This is a genomic window from Citrobacter sp. CK180, from assembly GCF_030333655.1.
GTDB classification, from domain to species: domain Bacteria; phylum Pseudomonadota; class Gammaproteobacteria; order Enterobacterales; family Enterobacteriaceae; genus Citrobacter_B; species Citrobacter_B koseri.
In genome coordinates this window covers 192,695-213,725 of the sequence record NZ_JAOWFM010000048.1, presented here as the reverse complement: position 1 = coordinate 213,725, position 21,031 = coordinate 192,695, and the positions used below count along the sequence as shown (strand labels likewise).

Below are 21,031 nucleotides of genomic sequence, written 5' to 3'. Positions count from 1 at the left end.
CCGCTCCTTGTTCTTATGTACTGCGACTACTGGCCGCTTAACACTCTCGCGGGGTCAATATTGCTGGCGCGTCGCGCCGGATACCAGCTCGCCAACAAGCTCAGCAACAATGCCGTAACCAGTACGTAAATAACGTCCAGCCAGTGTAATTCGGATGGCAGGAAGTCGATAAAATAGATGTCTCCAGAAAGGAACTGATGCCCTATCAGCTTTTCGATGCCTTCGATAATAGGGGTCAGTTGCAATGAGACGACCACGCCAATCGCCACGCCGCACAGACTGCCGAGCAGACCCGCCAGCAGCCCATACCAGACGAAAATGGCGCGGATTAGGCCATCTTTCGCCCCTAAGGTTCTTAATACCGCGATATCGCCGCTCTTATCTTTTACCGCCATCACCAGCGTCGAAACGATGTTGAAGCAGGCCACGCCGATCACCAGCACCATCGCCAGATACATGATGGCGCGGATCATCTGAATATCATGGTACATATAGCCGTAAGTACCGATCCAGCTCTTAATGTAAACGTAACTGTCGGTCACTTCGCCAGCGTCCCGAACCAATTTATTGGCGTTAAAGACATCGTTGACCTTAATCGCGATGCCGGACACGCTGGCCCCCATATCCAGGTACTGCTGCGCGTCTTCCATAGGGATCATGGCAAAGCTGTGATCGAGCTGACCGCTCAGTTGCAGAATCCCCGTCACATGCAGACGCACTCGCTTAGGCTGCTGCAATTTATGATCGGCGCTGGCATTGGGGATCATGATCGACACCCAGTCGCCCTGCTTCACTTTCAGCGCATCGGCAACGCCCTTGCCAATGATGATCTGCTGCTCGCCCGCCCTGAAGTTATCCCAGGCATGGTTTTGCACAAACGACGGCAGCGCGCTCAAGCGCTGTTCCTGTTTCGGGTCCACGCCCTTCACCTGGATTGCGCGCAGATTCGCCCCGCTCTCCACCAGCCCGGTAAAGTTGATATAGGGCGCTGCCGCTGCAATCCCCTGTACGTGCTGCACTTTTTCCAGCGCTTCGCGCCAGTGAGTCCACGGCTGATTCACCGCTTCAATTTCACCATGCGGCACCACGGCCAGAATACGGTTGTTCAGCTCGCGCTCGAAACCGTTCATCGCGCTTAAACCGACAATCAGTACCGCCACGCCCAGCGCGATGCCGATAGTCGAGATAACGGAAATCAGCGACACCATACCGCCGCGTCGACGACCACGACTAAAGCGCAAGCCGATCAATAACGATAAAGGCGAAGCCATTACTCAGCTCCCATCAGGCTCAGTTCTGCCGTCAGCAGACCATCGCGCATTTCAAGCTGACGGCTCATTCGCTTCGCCAGCTGCAAATCGTGAGTCACCACCAGAAACGCCGTTCCCTGAGCGCGATTGAGTTCACCCAGAAGCTGGAAAATACTGTCGGCATTGCGCGCATCCAGGTTGCCGGTCGGTTCATCCGCCAGCACCAGGCGCGGATTGTTGACCAGCGCTCGGGCGATGGCGACACGCTGACGCTCGCCGCCGGAAAGTTCGGATGGACGATGGTTAGCACGGTGATCCAGCCCCACCGCCTGCAACATTTCACGCGCCCGCTCGGTAATTTCAGCCGGTTTTTTCTTGCCGATCAGCAGCGGCATAGCGACGTTTTCCAGCGCGGTGAAATCCGGCAGCAGGTGATGGAACTGATAAATAAAGCCAAGCTTCTGGTTGCGCAGTTCCGCTTTCGCCGCCGACGAGAGTTTGCTCATCGGCTGGCCGCTAAAAATGACATCGCCCGACGTCGGCGTATCCAGGCCGCCCAGCAGGTGCAGGAGCGTACTTTTCCCGGAGCCGGAGCTGCCAACAATCGCCATCATTTCGCCTTCGCCAATGCTGAAGCTGACATCGTGCAGCACGTCGGTTTGCACGGAGCCTTCCTGATAGCGTTTGCACAGGTTGTCGCATTGCAACAGGATCTTATTCATAACGTAAAGCCTCAGCGGGTTGGGTGGCGGCAGCGCGCCAGGAAGGATACAGCGTGGACAATAACGCGATGGCCATCGCCACCAGCGCAATAACAACAACCTGTAGCGGTTCAATCGCCACCGGCAGCGCAGCGCCATCCAGGAATGCGCCAATGATCGGCATCAGGTTATTCAGTTGGCTGGCCAGCAATGCGCCCAGCACCGCCCCCAACAGCGCGCCGATAATCCCGGCGCTGGCGCCCTGAACCATAAACACCATCATGATCTGGCGCGGCGTCAGCCCCTGGGTTTGTAAAATAGCCACTTCGCCCTGCTTCTCCATCACCATTAAACCTAACGAAGTAATAATATTAAACGCCGCCACGGCGACGATCAGGCTTAACAGCAAACCCATCATGTTTTTTTCCATGCGCACGGCCTGGAACAGTTCGCCTTTTCGCTCACGCCAGTCCTGCCATTTCGTCCCCTCCGGCAGCGTCTGCTGGCTGAGGGTATCCACCTTCAGCGGCTCATTGAGCCACAAGCGCCAGCCGGTGATATTGCCCGCCGGGTAGCGCATCAGACGCGACGCGTCCTGAATATTGGTCAGCATCTGGTAGCCATCCACTTCGCTGTTCGCCGCGAAGGTGCCAATCACCGTAAACAGGCGCTGGCTCGGCAGGCGTCCCATTGGCGTGAACTGGCTGGCGGAAGGCACCATCACGCGAATTTGATCGCCGCGATTGACGCCCAACTGCCCGGCAAGCTGCTCGCCGAGGATGACATTATACTTGCCCGGTTCAAGAGAGGTTTGCTTCACATTGACCAGATACGGCGTTAAGGGATCTTTTTGCGCCGGGTCGATACCCAGCATCACGCCCACGGCGACGCTACGCGCGCTTTGCAGCACGACATCTCCCGTGGTAAGCGGTGCGATACGATTGACGCCATTCAACGTAACCGCTTTTTCGGGTATCTGCTGTGGATTAAGGGAGCCCTGCTCAGACGAGAGAATTGCCTGCGGCATCAGGCCAAGGATGTTGTTTTGCAGTTCACGTTCAAAACCATTCATCACCGACAATACCGTGACCAGCGCCATCACCCCGAGAGTAATGCCAATGGTGGAAAGCCAGGAGACGAAACGACCGAAACGATCTGCTGCACGCCCACGCATATAACGCAGGCCAATAAATAGAGCGACAGGTTGGTACATGAAATCCGTCTGGTTGCTGTTAGCAAAGCCCCGAGTATATAAGCGAAAGCGGAATGGGTAAATGACTGAACCGTAAGTGTTCGTCAGCGTAATTCTGAAAAGTATCAAGAAATCAACTTCCTGAAGATACCTGCCTTGATACTCGCCCTTAACCCTGATCTTTATCTTAAAAAAATAAAATACAGAATGTTACGCATTACAACACCGATCCCCGCCCGCAGGATCACAGGCTATGTTGAATAACACGAGTACGCCGTCCTGATGAAACAAAAAGAATTGTGGATCAACCAAATCAAAGGGTTATGCATCTGCCTGGTGGTCATTTATCACTCTGTGATTACGTTCTATCCCCACCTGACCGCTTTCCAGTATCCGTTATCGGAGATCCTGACGAAATGCTGGATCTACTTTAACCTCTATCTGGCGCCGTTTCGTATGCCGGTGTTTTTCTTTATTTCCGGGTATCTGATCCGCCGCTATATTGACAGCGTGCTCTGGGGAACCTGTATTGATAAACGGATCTGGAGCATTGTCTGGGTACTGGCGCTCTGGGGAGTGGCGCAATGGCTGGCGCTTAGCTGGCTCAACCACTGGCTGGCGCCCGAACGCGACATCAACAATGCCTCCAACGCCGCTTATGCCGGGTCCGTCGGCGAGTTTATTCACGGAATGCTGACGGCCAGCACCAGCCTCTGGTATCTGTATGCGCTGGTTGTCTATTTTGTGCTGTGTAAAGTCTTCAGCCAATGGGCAAAACCACTGTTCGTACTGTTTGTACTGCTGAGCGTGACGATAAACTTCGTGCCGACGCCGTGGTGGGGAATGAACAGCGTGATCCGCAACCTGCCTTACTACAGCCTCGGCGCCTGGTTTGGCGCCACGCTGATGGAGTGGATTAAGCATGTCCCACTGCGTCGTTATGCTATCGCGTTTGCGGGCATTGCGCTGCTCGCCGTCATCGCCTGGCTGGCTAATGTATCCCTGCTGCTCTCACTGGTGTCGATTGTGCTGATCATGAAGCTTTTCTATCAGTATGAGCAGCGCTTCGGCATGCGTTCTTCCAGCCTGCTGAATGTCATCGGCTCAAACACTATTGCTATCTATACAACCCACCGTATCCTGGTCGAAGCGTTCAGCTTAACGTTGATTCCGAAAATCAACGGCGCGGCATGGTCGCCGCAGCTTGAGTTTGCTCTGCTGTTGGTTTACCCCTTTGCCAGTCTGCTGATTTGCACGCTGACGGGCCTTACCGTCCGAAAAATTTCGCAACGCCTGTTTGCCGATCTCTTCTTCTCTCCGCCTTCTCTCCCCGCCGTTACCAGCTATTCGCGTTAATCTTTTCGCCCCCTCCCGGGGGCGAATCAATTTGCTAAAGAGAAACGATCACGGATAATAAAGAGCATTGCTTATCAGTGATATGCCCCCATAGTGTGGTGTATACCCAATAGAGATCCTGCAACCACTATGCCTGAACAACAACGTTATACTCTGCCAACCAAACCCGGCGATCAGCGCCAGTTGGGTGAGCTTACCGGCGCCGCCTGCGCCACGCTGGTGGCGGAGATTGCCGAGCGCCATGCTGGCCCAATCGTGCTTATTGCACCTGACATGCAAAACGCCCTGCGCCTGCATGACGAAGTTCGCCAGTTCACCGACCAACTGGTGATGAATCTGGCGGACTGGGAAACGCTCCCTTACGACAGCTTTTCCCCACACCAGGAAATCATCTCTTCACGCCTGTCCACGCTTTACCAGTTGCCGTCAATGCAGCGCGGCGTATTGATTGTTCCGGTAAATACGCTGATGCAGCGCGTTTGCCCGCACAGTTATTTGCACGGCCACGCCCTGGTGATGAAAAAGGGTCAGCGTTTGTCGCGCGACGCCCTGCGCGCACAGCTGGATAGCGCGGGCTATCGCCATGTTGATCAGGTCATGGAACACGGTGAATACGCCACTCGCGGCGCGCTGCTGGATCTGTTTCCGATGGGCAGCGAACAGCCCTATCGTCTTGATTTTTTTGATGATGAAATCGACAGCCTGCGCCTGTTTGATGCCGATACCCAGCGTACGCTGGAAGAAGTCGACGCCATCAATTTGCTGCCCGCGCATGAATTTCCGACCGATAAAACGGCCATCGAGCTGTTCCGCAGCCAGTGGCGTGACACATTTGAAGTTAAACGCGACGCCGAGCATATTTACCAGCAGGTCAGTAAAGGCACGCTGCCTGCCGGGATCGAATACTGGCAGCCGCTGTTCTTCAACGAGCCGCTGCCGCCTCTGTTCAGCTACTTCCCGGCGAACACGCTGCTGGTGAATACCGGCGCGCTGGAAAACAGCGCTGAACGCTTCCAGGCCGATACCCTGGCGCGTTTTGAAAACCGTGGCGTCGATCCTATGCGCCCGCTTTTGCCGCCGGAATCCCTGTGGCTGCGGGTCGATGAGCTGTTCTCCGAACTCAAACGCTGGCCCCGCATACAGTTAAAAACCGAACATCTTCCAGGTAAGGCGGCGAATACCAATCTGGGTTTCCAGAAACTGCCGGATCTGGCGGTACAGGCGCAGCAAAAAGCGCCTCTGGACGCGCTGCGTAGATTTCTTGAATCCTTCAACGGGCCGGTCATTTTCTCCGTAGAAAGCGAAGGCCGCCGCGAAGCGCTCGGGGAACTGCTCGCCCGTATTAAAATTTCACCCAAACGAATTTTGCGCCTGGATGAGGCGCTCGACGCCGGACGTTACCTGATGATTGGCGCTGCGGAGCATGGCTTCATCGATACGCAGCGTAATCTGGCGCTTATTTGCGAGAGCGATTTGCTGGGTGAACGCGTTGCGCGTCGCCGTCAGGACTCACGCCGCACGATTAACCCCGACACGCTGATCCGCAACCTGGCGGAGCTGCATCCTGGCCAGCCGGTGGTACACCTTGAGCATGGTGTGGGCCGTTATGCGGGTATGACGACGCTGGAAGCCGGCGGCATCAAGGGCGAGTACCTGATGCTCACCTACGCCAACGACGCCAGACTGTACGTACCGGTGTCATCTTTGCATCTCATCAGCCGCTATGCCGGAGGCGCCGAAGAGAACGCGCCGCTGCATAAACTGGGCGGCGACGCCTGGTCTCGCGCCCGACAGAAAGCCGCGGAGAAAGTGCGCGACGTAGCGGCAGAGCTACTGGATATTTACGCCCAGCGCGCGGCGAAAGAAGGTTTCGCCTTTAAGCACGATCGCGAGCAGTATCAACTGTTCTGCGACAGCTTCCCGTTCGAGACCACGCCAGACCAGGCGCAGGCCATTAACGCCGTCCTGAGCGACATGTGCCAACCGTTGGCAATGGATCGTCTGGTGTGCGGCGACGTCGGCTTCGGGAAAACCGAAGTGGCGATGCGCGCCGCGTTCCTGGCGGTGGAAAACCACAAACAGGTCGCGGTGCTGGTGCCTACCACCCTGCTGGCGCAACAGCATTTCGATAACTTCCGCGACCGCTTCGCCAACTGGCCGGTGCGCATCGAAATGCTCTCCCGTTTCCGTAGCGCCAAAGAGCAAGCGCAGATCCTTGAGCAGGTCGCTGAGGGGAAAATCGACATTCTGATCGGCACTCATAAGCTGCTGCAAAGCGATGTGAAATTAAAAGATTTGGGCTTGCTGATTGTCGATGAAGAGCACCGTTTCGGCGTACGGCATAAAGAGCGCATCAAGGCTATGCGCGCCGACGTTGATATTCTGACGCTGACGGCAACGCCAATCCCTCGTACGCTCAACATGGCGATGAGCGGTATGCGCGATCTGTCGATCATTGCCACACCGCCCGCCCGTCGTCTGGCGGTAAAAACCTTCGTCCGTGAATATGACAACCTGGTGGTGCGCGAGGCTATCCTGCGTGAAGTTCTGCGCGGCGGCCAGGTATATTATCTGTATAACGACGTGGAGAATATCCAGAAAGCCGCAGACCGACTGGCGGAACTGGTGCCGGAAGCCCGCATCGCGATTGGTCACGGGCAGATGCGCGAGCGCGAACTTGAGCGTGTTATGAACGACTTCCACCACCAGCGCTTTAACGTTCTGGTGTGTACCACCATTATCGAAACCGGTATTGATATTCCAACCGCGAACACGATCATCATTGAGCGCGCCGACCATTTCGGCCTGGCGCAGCTCCACCAGCTACGTGGTCGCGTTGGACGTTCGCACCATCAGGCGTATGCCTGGCTGCTGACGCCGCATCCAAAAGCGATGACGACCGACGCGCAAAAACGTCTGGAAGCCATTGCCTCGCTGGAAGATTTGGGCGCCGGTTTTGCGCTGGCGACTCACGACCTCGAAATTCGCGGCGCTGGCGAGCTGCTTGGCGAAGATCAGAGCGGGCAGATGGAGACCATCGGCTTCTCGCTGTATATGGAGCTGCTGGAAAACGCCGTGGATGCGCTGAAAGCCGGACGTGAGCCGTCGCTGGAAGACCTCACCAGCCAGCAGACGGAAGTCGAACTGCGTATGCCGTCGCTGCTGCCGGATGATTTTATCCCGGATGTGAATACGCGTCTGTCGTTCTATAAACGCATTGCCAGTGCGAAAAACGAAAACGAGCTGGAGGAGCTCAAGGTAGAGCTGATCGACCGTTTCGGCCTGCTGCCTGACCCGGCGCGCAATCTGCTGGATATCGCGCGTCTGCGCCAACAGGCACAGAAGCTGGGCATTCGAAAACTGGAAGGCAACGAGAAAGGCGGTACGATCGAGTTTGCCGAGAAAAATCACGTAAACCCAACCTGGCTGATTGGTCTGTTGCAAAAACAACCACAGCACTTCCGCCTCGACGGCCCGACACGCCTGAAGTTTATTCAGGATCTAGCGGAGCGTAAAACGCGTATGGACTGGGTGCGCCAGTTTATGGCGCAACTGGAAGAAAACGCGGCAGCGTAACGCTCTACGACGCCGGATGGCGGCGCAAGCGCCTTATCCGGCCTACGGGAAGCATATCCTGTAGGCCCGGTAAGCGCAGCGCCACCGGGCGTAATGCCCTCTGCCATCCCCCGCGTTTTCGCCCACATTTACAACACTTTGCACTTCTCTTGCACTTCAAGACATGACAACCCGCCATAATGATCATTGACTCAATTTATTACAATAACCTTTTGATTTGTGATGATAATGAATAACATGCGACTTTCCCGCTGGCTGGCGTTTTTTACGCTCGCCGCGTCCGTAGCGCTGGCGATACCGGCGCAGGCGAACACATGGCCGCTTCCTCCTCCCGGCAGCAAACTGGTGGGCGAGAATACATTTCACGTTGTCGAAAACAACGGCGGCTCGCTGGAGGCGATTGCTAAAAAATACAATGTCGGTTTTTTAGCGTTGCTACAGGCAAACCCGGGCGTTGATCCTTACGTTCCCCGCGCGGGCAGCGTTCTGACCATCCCTCTGCAAACCTTACTGCCGGATGCGCCGCACGAAGGTATTGTGATTAACCTCGCCGAATTGCGTCTGTATTACTATCCTCCCGGAAAAAATTCGGTGACCGTGTATCCAATCGGTATCGGTCAACTGGGTGGCGATACGTTGACGCCAACGATGGTCACTACCGTCTCGGATAAGCGCGCGAACCCAACCTGGACGCCTACGGCGAATATCCGCGCCCGTTACAAGGCTCAGGGAATAGACCTCCCTGCCGTGGTTCCCGCCGGGCCGGATAACCCAATGGGCCATCATGCGATCCGCTTAGCGGCTTATGGCGGCGTCTACTTGCTGCACGGCACGAATGCTGATTTCGGTATCGGGATGCGCGTCAGTTCCGGCTGTATTCGCCTGCGTGACGGTGATATTGAGACGCTGTTCCGTCAGGTCACGCCGGGTACGAAGGTCAACATTATTAATACGCCGATCAAAGCGTCCGTTGAACCTGGCGGCATGCGCCTGGTAGAAGTCCACCAGCCGTTATCGAAGAATATTGATGACGATCCGCAAATATTGCCGATCGTATTGAACGGTCAAATGCAGGCTTTCAAAGATGCCGCACAGACCGATGCCGCCGTTATGGAGCATGTTATGGAAGTGCGTTCAGGAATGCCGGTCGATGTCACCCGCCATCCCGGGATAACGCAGCAGTCGATGTAACGTCGGATAATAAAAAAGCCCCGCTCAGACAGCGGGGCTTTTTTGTGGCAGTAGCAGTGGCATTAATGAGGGTTAATGCTTATTTGTAGATAACCGCAGTCCCGTGGAGGGTGTTAGGACCGGTTACCGAAGTAATGCGGAAAGATTTCGCGCCCATTTCATCCGCTTTTTGCGCCAGTTGATCTTCCAGAGATCCCAGGTTAGTCCCGGCGGTTGCGGAAATGGTGCCCACTTTCTGTTGATCTACAGGCGTCGCCTGAACTTCAACAGCAGCGAAACTTGCGAAAGAGAGTGAACTCAGTACAGCGGCAGCAATGAGGGTTTTTACGTTTTTCATGATAGTGACCTTTAGCAGATGAACGGTGTCGAAATATTTACTTAACGATCGATAGGTAAATCATAGATGTGATCCAGGTCACACGTCAACATTTTTTTATAACGATCATTATATAAATTAAAAAGAACTTATTTTTCATATCAATACAGGTGAATTATTTTTCTTCTGAATGCGCTGGAGACTGAGCGGGATTATTTTTATAATGGTTGTTCAACAAACCCAACAAGGTACAACGGCATCATGACAACTGACTCGACAGGTTGCGTAAAAAAAAGCCGTGGCCGACCAAAAGTGTTCGACAGGGAAGCCGCGCTTGATAAGGCCATGACACTCTTCTGGCAGCACGGCTATGAAGCAACATCGCTCGCCGACCTCGTGGAAGCGACCGGCGCAAAAGCGCCCACGCTGTACGCAGAATTTACGAACAAGGAAGGGTTGTTCCGCGCAGTGCTGGATCGCTATATCAGCCGCTTTGCGGCAAAGCATGAGGCCCAGCTCTTTTGTGAAGAAAAAAGCGTTGAGTCCGCGCTGGAAGACTATTTCACCGCCGTCGCGACATGCTTCACCAGTAAAGACACCCCTGCCGGGTGCTTTATGATCAACACGTCCGCCACACTGGCCGCCTCCTCCCGTGAAATCGCCCATACGGTGAAATCCCGCCACGCGATGCAGGAGCAGACGCTGACCCAGTTTTTGCGCCAGCGGCAGGAACGCGGGGAAATTCCGGCGCACTGCAATCCACAAACGCTGGCGGAATATCTGAACTGTATTTTACAAGGAATGTCGATCAGCGCGCGTGAAGGCGCGACGTTTGACAAGCTGATGCAGATAACCCGCACCACCCTACGGCTGTGGCCGGAGATGCTGAAGGCTTAGCGCCTGACCGTCTGATAAAAAAAGCCCCTCAGCCTGAGCGAATGAGGGGCTAACGTGCAGAGTACAGCTTTTTTTACGCGTCGTTATTCAGAATCAATTGACCGTTATTATCCAGCGGGATTTGCGTTCCGGGATCTTTATCCATGCGGATTTTCCCCTGCTGATCGCCAATCTTGTAAGTGACGTCATAGCCCAGTATTTTCTCTGACTTGTCATACACCGTTTTACAACGCTGCTGCGTAGAGGTGTAGGTGTCATTTTCCTGCATTGATCCCTGGATTTGGTTACCGGCGTACCCTCCGCCCAGCGCCCCGACGACGGTCGCCACATCTTTACCACGGCCACCGCCGAACTGATGACCAATCACGCCGCCAGCAACCGCGCCAAGCACCGAACCGGCAATGCGATTTTCGTCCTGAACAGGTTTGCGGTGCGTGACCGTCACGTTGCGGCATTCCTGACGCGGTGTTTTGACGGTTTCTTTTATGGGTGTGGCTGATACGACTTGCGCATATTTCGGGCTACGGTCAAAAACGTTCAGACTGGCCACCGCCGCCACACCCAGCGCAGCAGCTACGCCAATCCCTATACCCGCCAACATTGATTTATTCACGGGAATTCCTCCTTTTTTGCTATTAGTAACAATTTTGCAACCAGCAGAGGGGTTAAGCAAATCAGAAAGAGGATGAAAAGTGCGGGGTTATGCGGCAAACAGACACGATTCAGAGAACTCTGAAGCAGATGGCGCGATTAAATTGCCGGATGGCGGCCGATGGCCTTATCCGGCCTACAGACGGTGAGGGCTGATGCCGGATGGCGGCCGGTGGCCTTATCCGGCCTACATGCAGTGCGAACTGTAGGCCTGATAAGCGAAGCGCCATCAGGCGATACGGTAAGGATTAATGCAGTTTCAGACGCGGGCGAATCACGCGGTTAATGCTGCCTACTAACATCATTAACCCGGTTTTAAAGTAACCGTGCAGCGCAATCTGGTGCATACGGTAAAGCGAAATGTAAACAAAACGCGCAATACGCCCTTCCACCATCATTGAACCGCGCATCAGGTTCCCCATCAGGCTGCCGACAGTCGAGAAATTAGAGAGCGATACCAGCGAACCGTGATCTTTATAAACGTAATCTTTCATCGGTTTGCCTTTCATCTGCGCCAGAATATTATTCAGTGCGCAGCTTGCCATCTGATGCGCGGCCTGAGCGCGCGGCGGCACAAAGCCCCCTTCAGGACGTGCGCAGGAAGCACAGTCGCCGATGGCATAAACATCCGGGTCACGGGTGGTTTGCAGCGTCGGTTCAACCACTAACTGGTTGATGCGGTTAGTTTCCAGCCCGCCAATATCTTTCAGGAAATCAGGCGCTTTAATCCCTGCCGCCCACACCATCAGGTCAGCTTTGATGTGTTCGCCATCTTTCGTGTGCAGGCCGCCTTCGTCTGCGCTGGTCACCATCGTCTGAGTCAGTACGCGTACGCCCAGTTTGGTCAGTTCGCTATGCGCCGCAGCGGAAATACGCGGCGGCAGCGCAGGCAGAATACGCTCACCGGCTTCAACCAGCGTCACGTTCAGCGCTTCGTTAGTCAGGCCTTTGTAGCCGTAGCTGTGCAGCTGTTTCACAGCGTTATGCAGTTCCGCAGAAAGCTCCACGCCCGTTGCGCCGCCACCGACAATCGCAATGTTGACCTTACCGCTAACACCCATGCTGGAAGAGTATTTCAGGAACAGGTTCAGCATTTCCTGATGGAAGCGACGCGCCTGATGCGGGTTGTCCAGGAAAATACAGTGTTCTTTAACGCCAGGGGTGTTGAAGTCGTTAGAGGTACTGCCCAGCGCCATCACCAGGGTGTCGTACGCGATTTTACGCTCAGGAACCAGCAATTCCCCTTTCTCATCACGCAGTTCCGCAATGGTGATCGTTTTCGCTTCACGATCGATATCCATAACCGAACCCAACTGGAACTGGAAACCATGATTACGCGCATGCGCCAGGTAGCTCAGAGCGTCCACGCCTTCGTCCAGTGAACCGGTCGCCACTTCATGCAGCAACGGCTTCCACAGATGGCTGTGGTTTCTATCCACCAGCGTGATTTTTGCCTTTTTCTTACGACCCAGTTTTTTACCCAACTGAGTCGCCATTTCAAGCCCGCCAGCACCGCCGCCGACAATCACGATCTTTTTCAATGGTGTAGTCAACGTGACCCCCCTTAAATTTATTAACCAATTGTTAAGTAAAAGTTATAAATATAGCCTTTAATTAACAACAAGTTACGGTAATGCAAAGTGACTTCGCTAGTGAGAATAACACGAACGGTGCATTGGTCATACCAAAATTGATATACATCAAGTTTTCTCGCTGAAAAGATAGACAACCCTGCCTGAATGCTCATAAAAAAACCAGCCCGAAGGCTGGTTTCTGAGGGGGGTGATCGGGTTACAACGGCTTAACCTAACGTTTTAAACGCTTTTATCCGCTGTAAATGAGGAGAGATATTCTTAAATTTATGGGTCTGCTCTTCGTCCCAGACAATTTCATAGAAATGATGCAGCTCTTTTGCCGAACGATGGCTGTCCAGCGCTTCATCATGCCGGGACAGGATCACCAGGCAGCGATCGCGGTTTTTTTCGCGGAAATTGGTGACGCATTTCGTTGCGATATCGGCATACTCTTCCGGGCGGTCGATTTTGCCTTCCATGTTCTCATAGGGGAACAGATTAGGGTTGAATACCACCTGGCGTATGTCGCACAGGAAGCCAATCCGCTCCGCCCAATACCCACCCAGTCCTACGCCACAAATTAATGGCCGATCGTCCACATTCAGTTGCAACATTTTGTCTACTTCTTTCAGCAGATGCTGCATGTCATGTTTGGGATGCCGTGTGCTATAGCTGATCAGTCTGACATCCGAATCAATAAACTGTAGCTGCAACACTTTCTCGTGGTTACCCGGACTGTTGGAGTCAAAACCGTGTAAATAGATAATCATCGCATCCTCACACAAAACTCGGGTTAATGACCTGCTTTTTCTTCCTGCCAGCGTTCATGCAACTGGTTAAGCTGGGCGCTGACCGTTTTCCAGCGTGCGGAGTCCATCAACTCCTGACGCGAAAATGAACCTTTATGATACAAACGCGTAACACGTTCTGCATTGATCGGCGACAGATTATCTAACACGCTGACCGCTCCTTTACGATTATTACAGACCAGGATCATATCGCAACCCGCATCCAGCGACGCCTGCCCGCGCTCTGCGTAGCTCCCCATAATCGCCGCCCCCTCCATCGACAGGTCATCGGAGAAAATCACGCCATCAAAACCAAGTTCCTCACGCAGCACCGTTTTCAGCCAGTGCGGTGAACCACTCGCCGGACGCGGATCGACATCGCTGTATATGACGTGCGCCGGCATAATCGCATCAAGTTTGTTCCCGGTGATTAGCGAACGGAACACCGACATATCCCTGGCGCGAATTTCCGCCTCAGGACGCGGATCGGTTGGCGTTTCTTTATGCGAATCGGCAGTGACTGCCCCGTGTCCGGGGAAGTGCTTACCGGTGGTTTTCATTCCGGCAGCATGCATCCCGTCGATAAAACGCGTCGCCATTGCCAGAGCTTTAAGCGGATCGGCATGGTAAGAACGCTCGCCAATTGCTGCGCTGATATGCCCGACATCCAGCACCGGCGCGAAACTGATATCAATGTCCATCGCGATCATCTCGCTGGCCATTAGCCACCCGGCATCCTGCGCCAGTTTGCCCCCTTCTTCCAGCCCGTGCAGCGCAGCAAAAGATTGTGCGGCTGGCAGGCGGGTAAAACCTTCACGAAAACGCTGTACGCGTCCGCCTTCCTGGTCAACCGCCACCACCAGATGATTGCGCGAAGCCGCCCGAATCTGGCGGACTAACTCGCGCAGTTGCTCCGGGTCATGATAATTACGCGTAAAGAGGATCAGCCCCCCCACCAGCGGATGGGCCAGAATCTCGCGCTCTTCTGCGTCCAGCTCAAACCCTTCGACATCCAACATTACTGGACCCACACTGCTCTCCTTATCCTTTCTTTTTCAGCTGCCGCCAGGCGTCGTCGGCCAGCCTGATAAATTGTTGTTCGCCGGTTTGCTGCCAGCGGTATTCAAACCATCCGACTTTCAGCATCATTACCCAGGGGCGCCATAACCTGACCTGTCGCCATAGCGTTTGCGGACAGATATGCGCAACGGCGGCATAGGATCTCACCAGCCGTTGATGTTGCCGCTCATCCTCTACCCATACAGCGGCCAGCTCCAGAGCGATATCGCCGTCCCCGGCGTATTCCCAGTCAATCAACCGTAGCCCCAATGCCGTCTGTACCAGGTTATCGCCGTGGACATCCATATGCAAAGGCGCCAGACGCAGCGGACGAGGTTCCCGCGCCGCTCGCAGCCGTTTTAGCATCCGTAGCCAGTACGGCGTCCTGCGTGCCGGATCGCTCCCCTGCCAGTAGCGCATAAGCAGCGGTAACAGCGAAATACGCCAGCCAAAACGCGGTTGTTGGTGCAGATGATACAGTAAGCCCGCCAGTTCGTCGGTATCCGGTAATCCAGATTTTACCTCTCCCTGCAAATAGTCCACCGCCATCCAGCCGGGAATATAAAAACGCGGTCTGGGGGCAAGGGTTTCCGGTAAACGTGACAACGCGTGATACTGACGCAAAAAATCAGATTCAGGCGCGAAGGGATCATGATGGCAACGGAGCACCAGACGGCGGGCGTCATGTTCAATGATGCAACTCCCGCCGCTTAATCCGTTGTGGCAGGCGGCGACGGGATGATATTGCGGGAAGTAGCGCGACAAAACGTCGTCGCGCGTCAGTAGATTATTGTTGCTGGACTGCACCTTTACCTGACCAGATTATCTCGCCAGTTTGTACCAGCATTAACTGCATTTGCAGCGATGGCGCATTGACGTTACCCGCCGCGCTGGAATAGAGCACATATTGCGCCCCTACGTTACGGGCGATGCCAATCGCTTTACTGCGCGTACCGAGGCTGTCCTGCGGTGATAAACCCAGTTGCTGCTTCGCCATCGCCAGTTGCTGCGCGGAAACCAGCGTAAATTTACCGTTATTCGCCAGCGCATTACGTAAAGTCTCTGTGGCCTCGCCCGCGTTGAGCGAACCGTTGGTGCGGTTATTTACGCTATCGACCAGCAGTACGTTACCCGCCGTTACGCCATCAGCCTGGAGCATTTTTCCGACCATCGGCTGCATCGCGCTGTTCCAGTCATAATGGCGCACGCGCGGCGCAGGCTGTGCGGTCTGGTCTTCGTGTTCAATCGGGCCCGGCTGTTGCGGGATCGTCGGCACCGATGGCACGACCGGCACAGGCTGCTGCGGTTCGGCTGGCTGTTCCGGCGCCGGTTTGACTTCATCAACCGGTGCGGGTTCACGTTGCCCCACACAACCGGAGAGGAATATCGCCAGCGCGGCCACCAGTGCGTAGCGATTCATTTTCATCATCAAAATTCACCCCTTACAAATAAAGATAAAGTCTAACCTTATGCGCCCCCAGATAATTGGCGCTGCCATACAGCGTGACCGACGAACGCGCCGGGATAGTCACACTGCGTGGCGCTTCCAGAGGATGCATTTCCAGCCCTCTGGCGTCATACCAGTAAAACCGATAATGCACGGTAACGGGTTCTTGCCTTTCGTTATAGAGGCGTGAGGATGCAGAAGGCTGAATATCGGACGTCGTCAACGCAGGCGCTTCCGCCGTGATACCGGCCGCCAGCAGCGTTGACTCCATTACCAGAGTCTGTTCATCACTGACCGGAATTTCAGGGTGTGAGCGACAACCCGCAAGCAACAGTAAGACCAGTGATATCGCAAGGCATCCTCTGGTCATTGTCAGAGGCCTTTATGCGCCAGCATCGGCCCCAGCGCACGCCCACCCAGCAGGTGCATATGAATGTGATAAACCTCCTGCCCGCCATGACGGTTAGTATTCATGATCAGGCGGTAGCCGTCTTCGGCAATGCCTTCCTGCCCGGCAATTTTTGCCGCGACGGTGATCATACGGCCCAGCGCCTGTTCGTGCTCCGCCGTGACATCATTAACCGTTGGGATCAGGGTATTCGGGATGATCAGAATGTGCGTGGGCGCCTGCGGCGAAATATCGCGAAATGCGGTAACCAGCTCATCCTGGTAAACGATATCCGAGGGGATTTCACGACGGATAATTTTGCTGAATATAGTTTCTTCTGCCACGACATTTTTCCTTTTTTCAAAATTAGCCATAACGTTGCGCCATGCTACGCCGAGCCACACTGCGAGTATAGAGTATGAGCGAGTTACTCACGCTCTTTCAACTTTAACCCACGATTTATTAAGCAAAAAATCTGTCAGTTGCTGCGCTTATACTCATTTCCCTCTTCTCTTTGCACCTCATAGCACTGAAACAAGATTTCATTTTCACCCGTAACATCTGTTTACAGCATTAATGCAAGTGCGTATATTTCGCATTTGCATTTTCATGCGCATTTGATAGTTAGAAAATTAAAAGGGTTCGCCATGCCATTTCATGGTTTGAACTTAACGTTCATCATTATTAGGGGTTTTTCGATGTCTTTCACAACACACACCCAGGATGAGCAGCGTCAGCCTGCCGCAGTTCCCACTCTGCTGGCAGCCTGCATCGCTATGGCATTGATGCCTTCCACCAGCTTCGCCGCTACCACAACAGAAGAAACAATCATTGTTGATAGCGCATCACAAGCCGACACGTCCAGCGATGAAGAACAGGACTACAACGTTAAAACGACAACCGCTGGCACTAAAATGCAGATGGCGCAGCGCGATATTCCTCAGTCTGTCAGTATCATCAGCCAGCAACGCATGGCTGATCAGCAATTACAAACCCTTGGCGATGTAATGGACAGCACGCTGGGTATCAGCAGAAGCCAGTCAGACTCCGACCGCAACCTCTACTACTCACGCGGTTTCCTCATCGACAACTACATGGTCGATGGCATCCCCACCTATTTTGAATCACGCTGGAATCTTGGCGATGCCCTTTCTGACACGGCCCTGTTTGAACGTGTGGAAGTCGTACGCGGCGCAAATGGATTAATGACCGGAACCGGCAACCCTTCCGCGTCTATCAATATGATCCGCAAACATGCCACCAGCCGTGAATTCAAAGATAATGTGTCTGCGGAATATGGAAGCTGGAACAAACAGCGTTACGTAACCGATTTACAAAGCCCGCTGACAGAAGACGGTAACGTACGTGCGCGGATTGTTGCGGGTTATCAGAACAATGACTCATGGCTGGATCGTTATAACAGCGAGAAAACATTCTTCTCCGGCATTATCGATGCCGATCTGGGGAGCACAACCAGCCTTTCCGCCGGGTATGAATATCAACGCATCGACGTTAACAGCCCGACCTGGGGCGGTTTACCTCGCTGGAATACGGATGGCAGCACCAACAAATATGACCGCTCGCGCAGTACCGCTCCAGACTGGGCTTACAACGATAAAGAATTTAATAAAGTCTTTGTCACGCTGAAGCAGCGTTTTGCGGATACCTGGCAGGCAACGCTCAACGCCACGCATTCTGAAATCAAATTCGACAGCAAAATGATGTACCTGGATGCCTATGTCAATAAAGACACCGGTATGCTGGTTGGCCCTTACGCCAACTACGGGCCAGAGTACGGTTACATTGGCGGTACGGGCTGGAACAGCGGCAAACGTAAAGTCGATGCTGTCGATCTTTTCACCGATGGGGGCTACGACCTGTTTGGCCGTCAGCATAACCTGATGATCGGCGGAAGTTACAGCAAACAAAATAACCGCTATATGAATACCTGGGCGAACGTATTCCCGGATGAACTGGGCAATTTCTACAACTACGACGGTAACTTCCCGGAAACAAACTGGGGTCAACAAACCGTTGCCCAGGATGATACCACGCACATGAAATCGCTCTATGCAGCGACCCGCATTTCGCTGGCCGATCCGCTGCATCTGATCATCGGCGCTCGCTACACCAACTGGAGTATCGACACGCTGACCTACCGGATGGAGAAAAACCATACCACGCCATATGCCGGACTGGTATATGACATTGATGATAACTGGTCTGCCTACGCCAGCTATACTTCCATCTTCCAGCCACAAAACTATCGTGATAGCTCGGGTAAATACCTCGCCCCTATTACGGGTAACAACTATGAAGTGGGCTTGAAATCCGACTGGATGAACAGCCGCCTGACCACCACATTGTCGGTCTTCCGTATTGAGCAGGATAACGTCGGCCAGTCGACCGGTAGACCGATTTCAGGTAGTAACGGCGACACAGCGTATAAAGCGGTAGATGGAACTGTCAGCAAAGGCGTTGAGTTCGAAATTAACGGCGCTATCACCGACAACTGGCAGATGACCTTCGGGGCAACGCGCTTTATCGCGGAAGATAACGAGGGAAATGCGGTGAATCCGAACTTGCCACGTACAACCGTGAAGTTGTTTACCAGCTACCGTCTGCCAGTCATGCCTGAGTTGACCGTCGGCGGTGGCGTTAACTGGCAGAACCGTGTTCACGGCAGCGACACGGTCACACCATACGGCACATGGCGCGCGGAACAAGGCAGCTATGCGTTAGTGGATCTGTTCACTCGCTACCAGGTAACCAAAAACTTCGCCGTACAGGGCAACATCAACAACCTGTTAGACAAAACCTACGACACCAATATCGATGGTTCTATTGTCTACGGCGAACCACGTAACGTCAGCATTACTGCAAGCTATCAGTTCTGATAAACGTCACTGACGAGAAGGGAGCCATCCGGCTCCCTTTTTTACGTTCTCGCAAGCCTGATGGCGGCTAATGCCTTATCAGGCCTACAACTGTGCTATAACCGTAGGCCGGATAAGCCACGCGCCATCCGGCAACACAGCGTAAAAAAGGCAGCCATTTGGCTGCCTTAGTTCTCCCCAACGTCTTACTGCTTAGCTATTGCGGATGTATTCATCCATTTCCGTTTTCAGGTTATCGGATTTCGTACCGAAAATAGCCTGAACGCCGGAACCTGCGACGACGACACCAGCTGCGCCAAGCGTCTTCAGGCCAGCCTGATCCACTTTAGCAACGTCAGCGACGCTAACGCGCAGACGGGTGATACATGCGTCGAGGTTAGTGATGTTCTCTTTACCACCAAACGCGGCGATCAGGGCCGGAGCCATTTCACTGGTTGCGCCCACTTTGCTGTCTTCGCTCGCGTCTTCACGACCCGGCGTTTTCAGATCCAGCGCTTTAATCAGCACACGGAAGACGGTGTAGTAAATAATCGCATAACCTGCACCAACAATCGGGAACAGCCACAGTTTGCTGCTGTTGCCAGACAGAACGATGAAGTCGATCAGACCGTGCGAGAACGATGTACCGTCACGCATACCCAGCAGGATACAGATCGGGAATGCCAGACCTGCCAGAATCGCGTGGATAACGTACAGGATCGGCGCAACGAACATGAAGGAGAACTCGATCGGCTCGGTGATACCGGTCAGGAACGAGGTCAACGCTGCGGAGATCATGATACCGCCCACTTTCGCGCGGTTTTCCGGTTTAGCAGAATGCCAGATCGCGATAGCCGCAGCAGGCAGACCGTACATTTTGAACAGGAAGCCGCCGGACAGTTTGCCCGCAGTCGGGTCGCCCGCCATGTAGCGAGGAATGTCACCGTGGAACACCTGACCTGCTGCGTTGGTGTATTCACCAATCTGCATCTGGAAAGGAACGTTCCAGATATGGTGCAGACCAAACGGCACCAGGCAGCGTTCAATGAAGCCATAGATACCGAACGCCACAACCGGGTTCTGGTAAGCAGCCCACTGAGAGAACGTCTGGATAGCCGTCCCGATCGGCGGCCAAATGAAGGACAGGATCACGCCGGTGAAGATGGCAGCCAGACCAGAAATGATCGGCACAAAGCGTTTACCCGCAAAGAAGCCCAGATACTCAGGCAATTTGATACGGTAGAAGCGGTTGAACATGTACGCTGCAATCGCACCGGAGATAATCCCCCCGAGAACACCGGTATCCGCCAGGTGTTTTGCTGCGATTTCTTCAGCAGGTAAATGCAGAACCAGCGGCGCAACCACGGCCATGGTTTTGACCATGATGCCGTAAGCGACAACCGAGGCCAGAGCCGAAACGCCGTCGTTGTTGGTGAAGCCCAGTGCGACACCAATGGCGAAAATCAGCGGCATATTTGCAAAAACAGAACCGCCTGCTTCTGCCATAACGTGCGACACAACGGCTGGCAGCCAGCTGAAGTTAGCGGAACCGACGCCCAGCAGGATACCTGCGATAGGCAGTACGGATACCGGTAGCATCAGCGATTTACCGACCTTTTGCAGGTTAGCAAATGCATTCTTAAACATAATTAGGAGTGCTCCTGAGTATTTGTGCTTATACACTTCATCCTTCAGACCGCCTCAGCGTTGGCTGCGCTCGTTCATCCCAGTCACTTACTCAAGTAAGCTCCTGCAATTCACTCACTTGC

18 protein-coding genes are annotated in these 21,031 nt (G+C 54.1%); 5 read left to right on the top strand and 13 right to left on the bottom strand.

What is annotated here, in order from left to right:
- Window positions 1–26: 26 nt before the first annotated feature.
- The 3 genes from lolE to lolC are packed head-to-tail and all read right to left on the bottom strand — an operon-like array spanning window position 27 to window position 3,164.
- A complete protein-coding gene (gene lolE, locus OGV50_RS12065) occupies window positions 27–1,271 on the bottom strand; it encodes a lipoprotein-releasing ABC transporter permease subunit LolE (RefSeq protein WP_024130429.1) in 1,245 nt (414 codons plus the stop codon).
- Window positions 1,271–1,972: a lipoprotein-releasing ABC transporter ATP-binding protein LolD gene (lolD, locus tag OGV50_RS12060; RefSeq protein WP_012132798.1), complete on the bottom strand. Its 702-nt coding sequence runs from the start codon at window positions 1,970–1,972 to the stop codon at window positions 1,271–1,273. Before lolD ends, lolE begins: the two co-directional genes overlap by 1 nt.
- Window positions 1,965–3,164, bottom strand: coding sequence for a lipoprotein-releasing ABC transporter permease subunit LolC (gene lolC / locus OGV50_RS12055; RefSeq protein ID WP_024130430.1), 1,200 nt, complete (start codon window positions 3,162–3,164; stop codon window positions 1,965–1,967). Before lolC ends, lolD begins: the two co-directional genes overlap by 8 nt.
- Before the next feature lie 261 nt (window positions 3,165–3,425).
- Between lolC and OGV50_RS12050 the strand changes: the two genes are divergently transcribed.
- From OGV50_RS12050 to ldtC, 3 genes are all read left to right on the top strand, one after another.
- On the top strand, window positions 3,426–4,499 hold the full coding sequence (locus OGV50_RS12050; RefSeq protein WP_200092496.1) for an acyltransferase family protein: 1,074 nt from the start codon (window positions 3,426–3,428) through the stop codon (window positions 4,497–4,499).
- Between the two features lie 129 nt (window positions 4,500–4,628).
- Window positions 4,629–8,075, top strand: coding sequence for a transcription-repair coupling factor (gene mfd, locus OGV50_RS12045; RefSeq protein WP_012132801.1), 3,447 nt, complete (start codon window positions 4,629–4,631; stop codon window positions 8,073–8,075).
- A gap of 225 nt (window positions 8,076–8,300) precedes the next feature.
- Complete coding sequence (ldtC, locus tag OGV50_RS12040; RefSeq protein ID WP_200092666.1) at window positions 8,301–9,266, top strand: L,D-transpeptidase LdtC; 966 nt, start codon at window positions 8,301–8,303, stop codon at window positions 9,264–9,266.
- 79 nt (window positions 9,267–9,345) lie between these two features.
- Here ldtC and bhsA read toward each other — a convergent pair whose 3' ends face one another.
- On the bottom strand, window positions 9,346–9,603 hold the full coding sequence (gene bhsA, locus OGV50_RS12035; RefSeq protein WP_047457498.1) for a multiple stress resistance protein BhsA: 258 nt from the start codon (window positions 9,601–9,603) through the stop codon (window positions 9,346–9,348).
- Between the two features lie 240 nt (window positions 9,604–9,843).
- On the opposite strand from bhsA, the gene comR reads away from it, so the two are divergent.
- The gene (gene comR / locus OGV50_RS12030; protein ID WP_024130432.1) at window positions 9,844–10,479 is read left to right on the top strand and encodes a TetR family copper-responsive transcriptional repressor ComR; all 636 of its coding nucleotides are present in this window, start codon (window positions 9,844–9,846) and stop codon (window positions 10,477–10,479) included.
- A 73-nt stretch (window positions 10,480–10,552) separates the two neighbouring features.
- On the opposite strand, the gene OGV50_RS12025 is transcribed toward comR, so the two are convergent.
- The 8 genes from OGV50_RS12025 to hinT all read right to left on the bottom strand — a co-directional run bounded on the left by OGV50_RS12025 (window position 10,553) and on the right by hinT (window position 16,730).
- The gene (locus tag OGV50_RS12025) at window positions 10,553–11,092 is read right to left on the bottom strand and encodes a glycine zipper 2TM domain-containing protein (RefSeq protein ID WP_286488557.1); all 540 of its coding nucleotides are present in this window, start codon (window positions 11,090–11,092) and stop codon (window positions 10,553–10,555) included.
- Window positions 11,093–11,378: 286 nt separating this feature from the next.
- Window positions 11,379–12,683, bottom strand: a complete 1,305-nt coding sequence (gene ndh, locus OGV50_RS12020) for an NADH-quinone dehydrogenase (RefSeq protein ID WP_024130434.1) — start codon at window positions 12,681–12,683, stop codon at window positions 11,379–11,381.
- 248 nt (window positions 12,684–12,931) lie between these two features.
- Window positions 12,932–13,474 (bottom strand): alpha/beta hydrolase YcfP, encoded by a 543-nt coding sequence (gene ycfP, locus OGV50_RS12015; protein WP_012132812.1) that lies wholly within the window; start codon window positions 13,472–13,474, stop codon window positions 12,932–12,934.
- A gap of 23 nt (window positions 13,475–13,497) precedes the next feature.
- Window positions 13,498–14,523, bottom strand: a complete 1,026-nt coding sequence (gene nagZ / locus OGV50_RS12010; protein ID WP_024130435.1) for a beta-N-acetylhexosaminidase — start codon at window positions 14,521–14,523, stop codon at window positions 13,498–13,500.
- Between the two features lie 10 nt (window positions 14,524–14,533).
- Window positions 14,534–15,358 (bottom strand): thiamine kinase, encoded by an 825-nt coding sequence (thiK, locus tag OGV50_RS12005; protein WP_200092491.1) that lies wholly within the window; start codon window positions 15,356–15,358, stop codon window positions 14,534–14,536.
- Window positions 15,339–15,980 carry a penicillin-binding protein activator LpoB gene (gene lpoB, locus OGV50_RS12000; RefSeq protein WP_012132815.1) on the bottom strand — a complete coding sequence of 214 codons (642 nt, stop codon included), beginning with the start codon at window positions 15,978–15,980 and terminating at the stop codon, window positions 15,339–15,341. Before lpoB ends, thiK begins: the two co-directional genes overlap by 20 nt.
- Window positions 15,981–15,993: 13 nt before the next feature.
- Window positions 15,994–16,368, bottom strand: a complete 375-nt coding sequence (locus tag OGV50_RS11995) for a YcfL family putative periplasmic lipoprotein (protein WP_047457506.1) — start codon at window positions 16,366–16,368, stop codon at window positions 15,994–15,996.
- Window positions 16,369–16,370: 2 nt separating this feature from the next.
- Window positions 16,371–16,730: a purine nucleoside phosphoramidase gene (gene hinT / locus OGV50_RS11990; RefSeq protein WP_047463701.1), complete on the bottom strand. Its 360-nt coding sequence runs from the start codon at window positions 16,728–16,730 to the stop codon at window positions 16,371–16,373.
- 354 nt (window positions 16,731–17,084) lie between these two features.
- Between hinT and fhuE the strand changes: the two genes are divergently transcribed.
- Entirely contained in the window at window positions 17,085–19,283 is a 2,199-nt protein-coding gene (gene fhuE, locus OGV50_RS11985) for a ferric-rhodotorulic acid/ferric-coprogen receptor FhuE (RefSeq protein WP_286488556.1), read from the top strand.
- Window positions 19,284–19,475: 192 nt separating this feature from the next.
- On the opposite strand, the gene ptsG is transcribed toward fhuE, so the two are convergent.
- A complete protein-coding gene (ptsG, locus tag OGV50_RS11980; RefSeq protein ID WP_024130440.1) occupies window positions 19,476–20,909 on the bottom strand; it encodes a PTS glucose transporter subunit IIBC in 1,434 nt (477 codons plus the stop codon).
- Window positions 20,910–21,031: the final 122 nt, after the last annotated feature.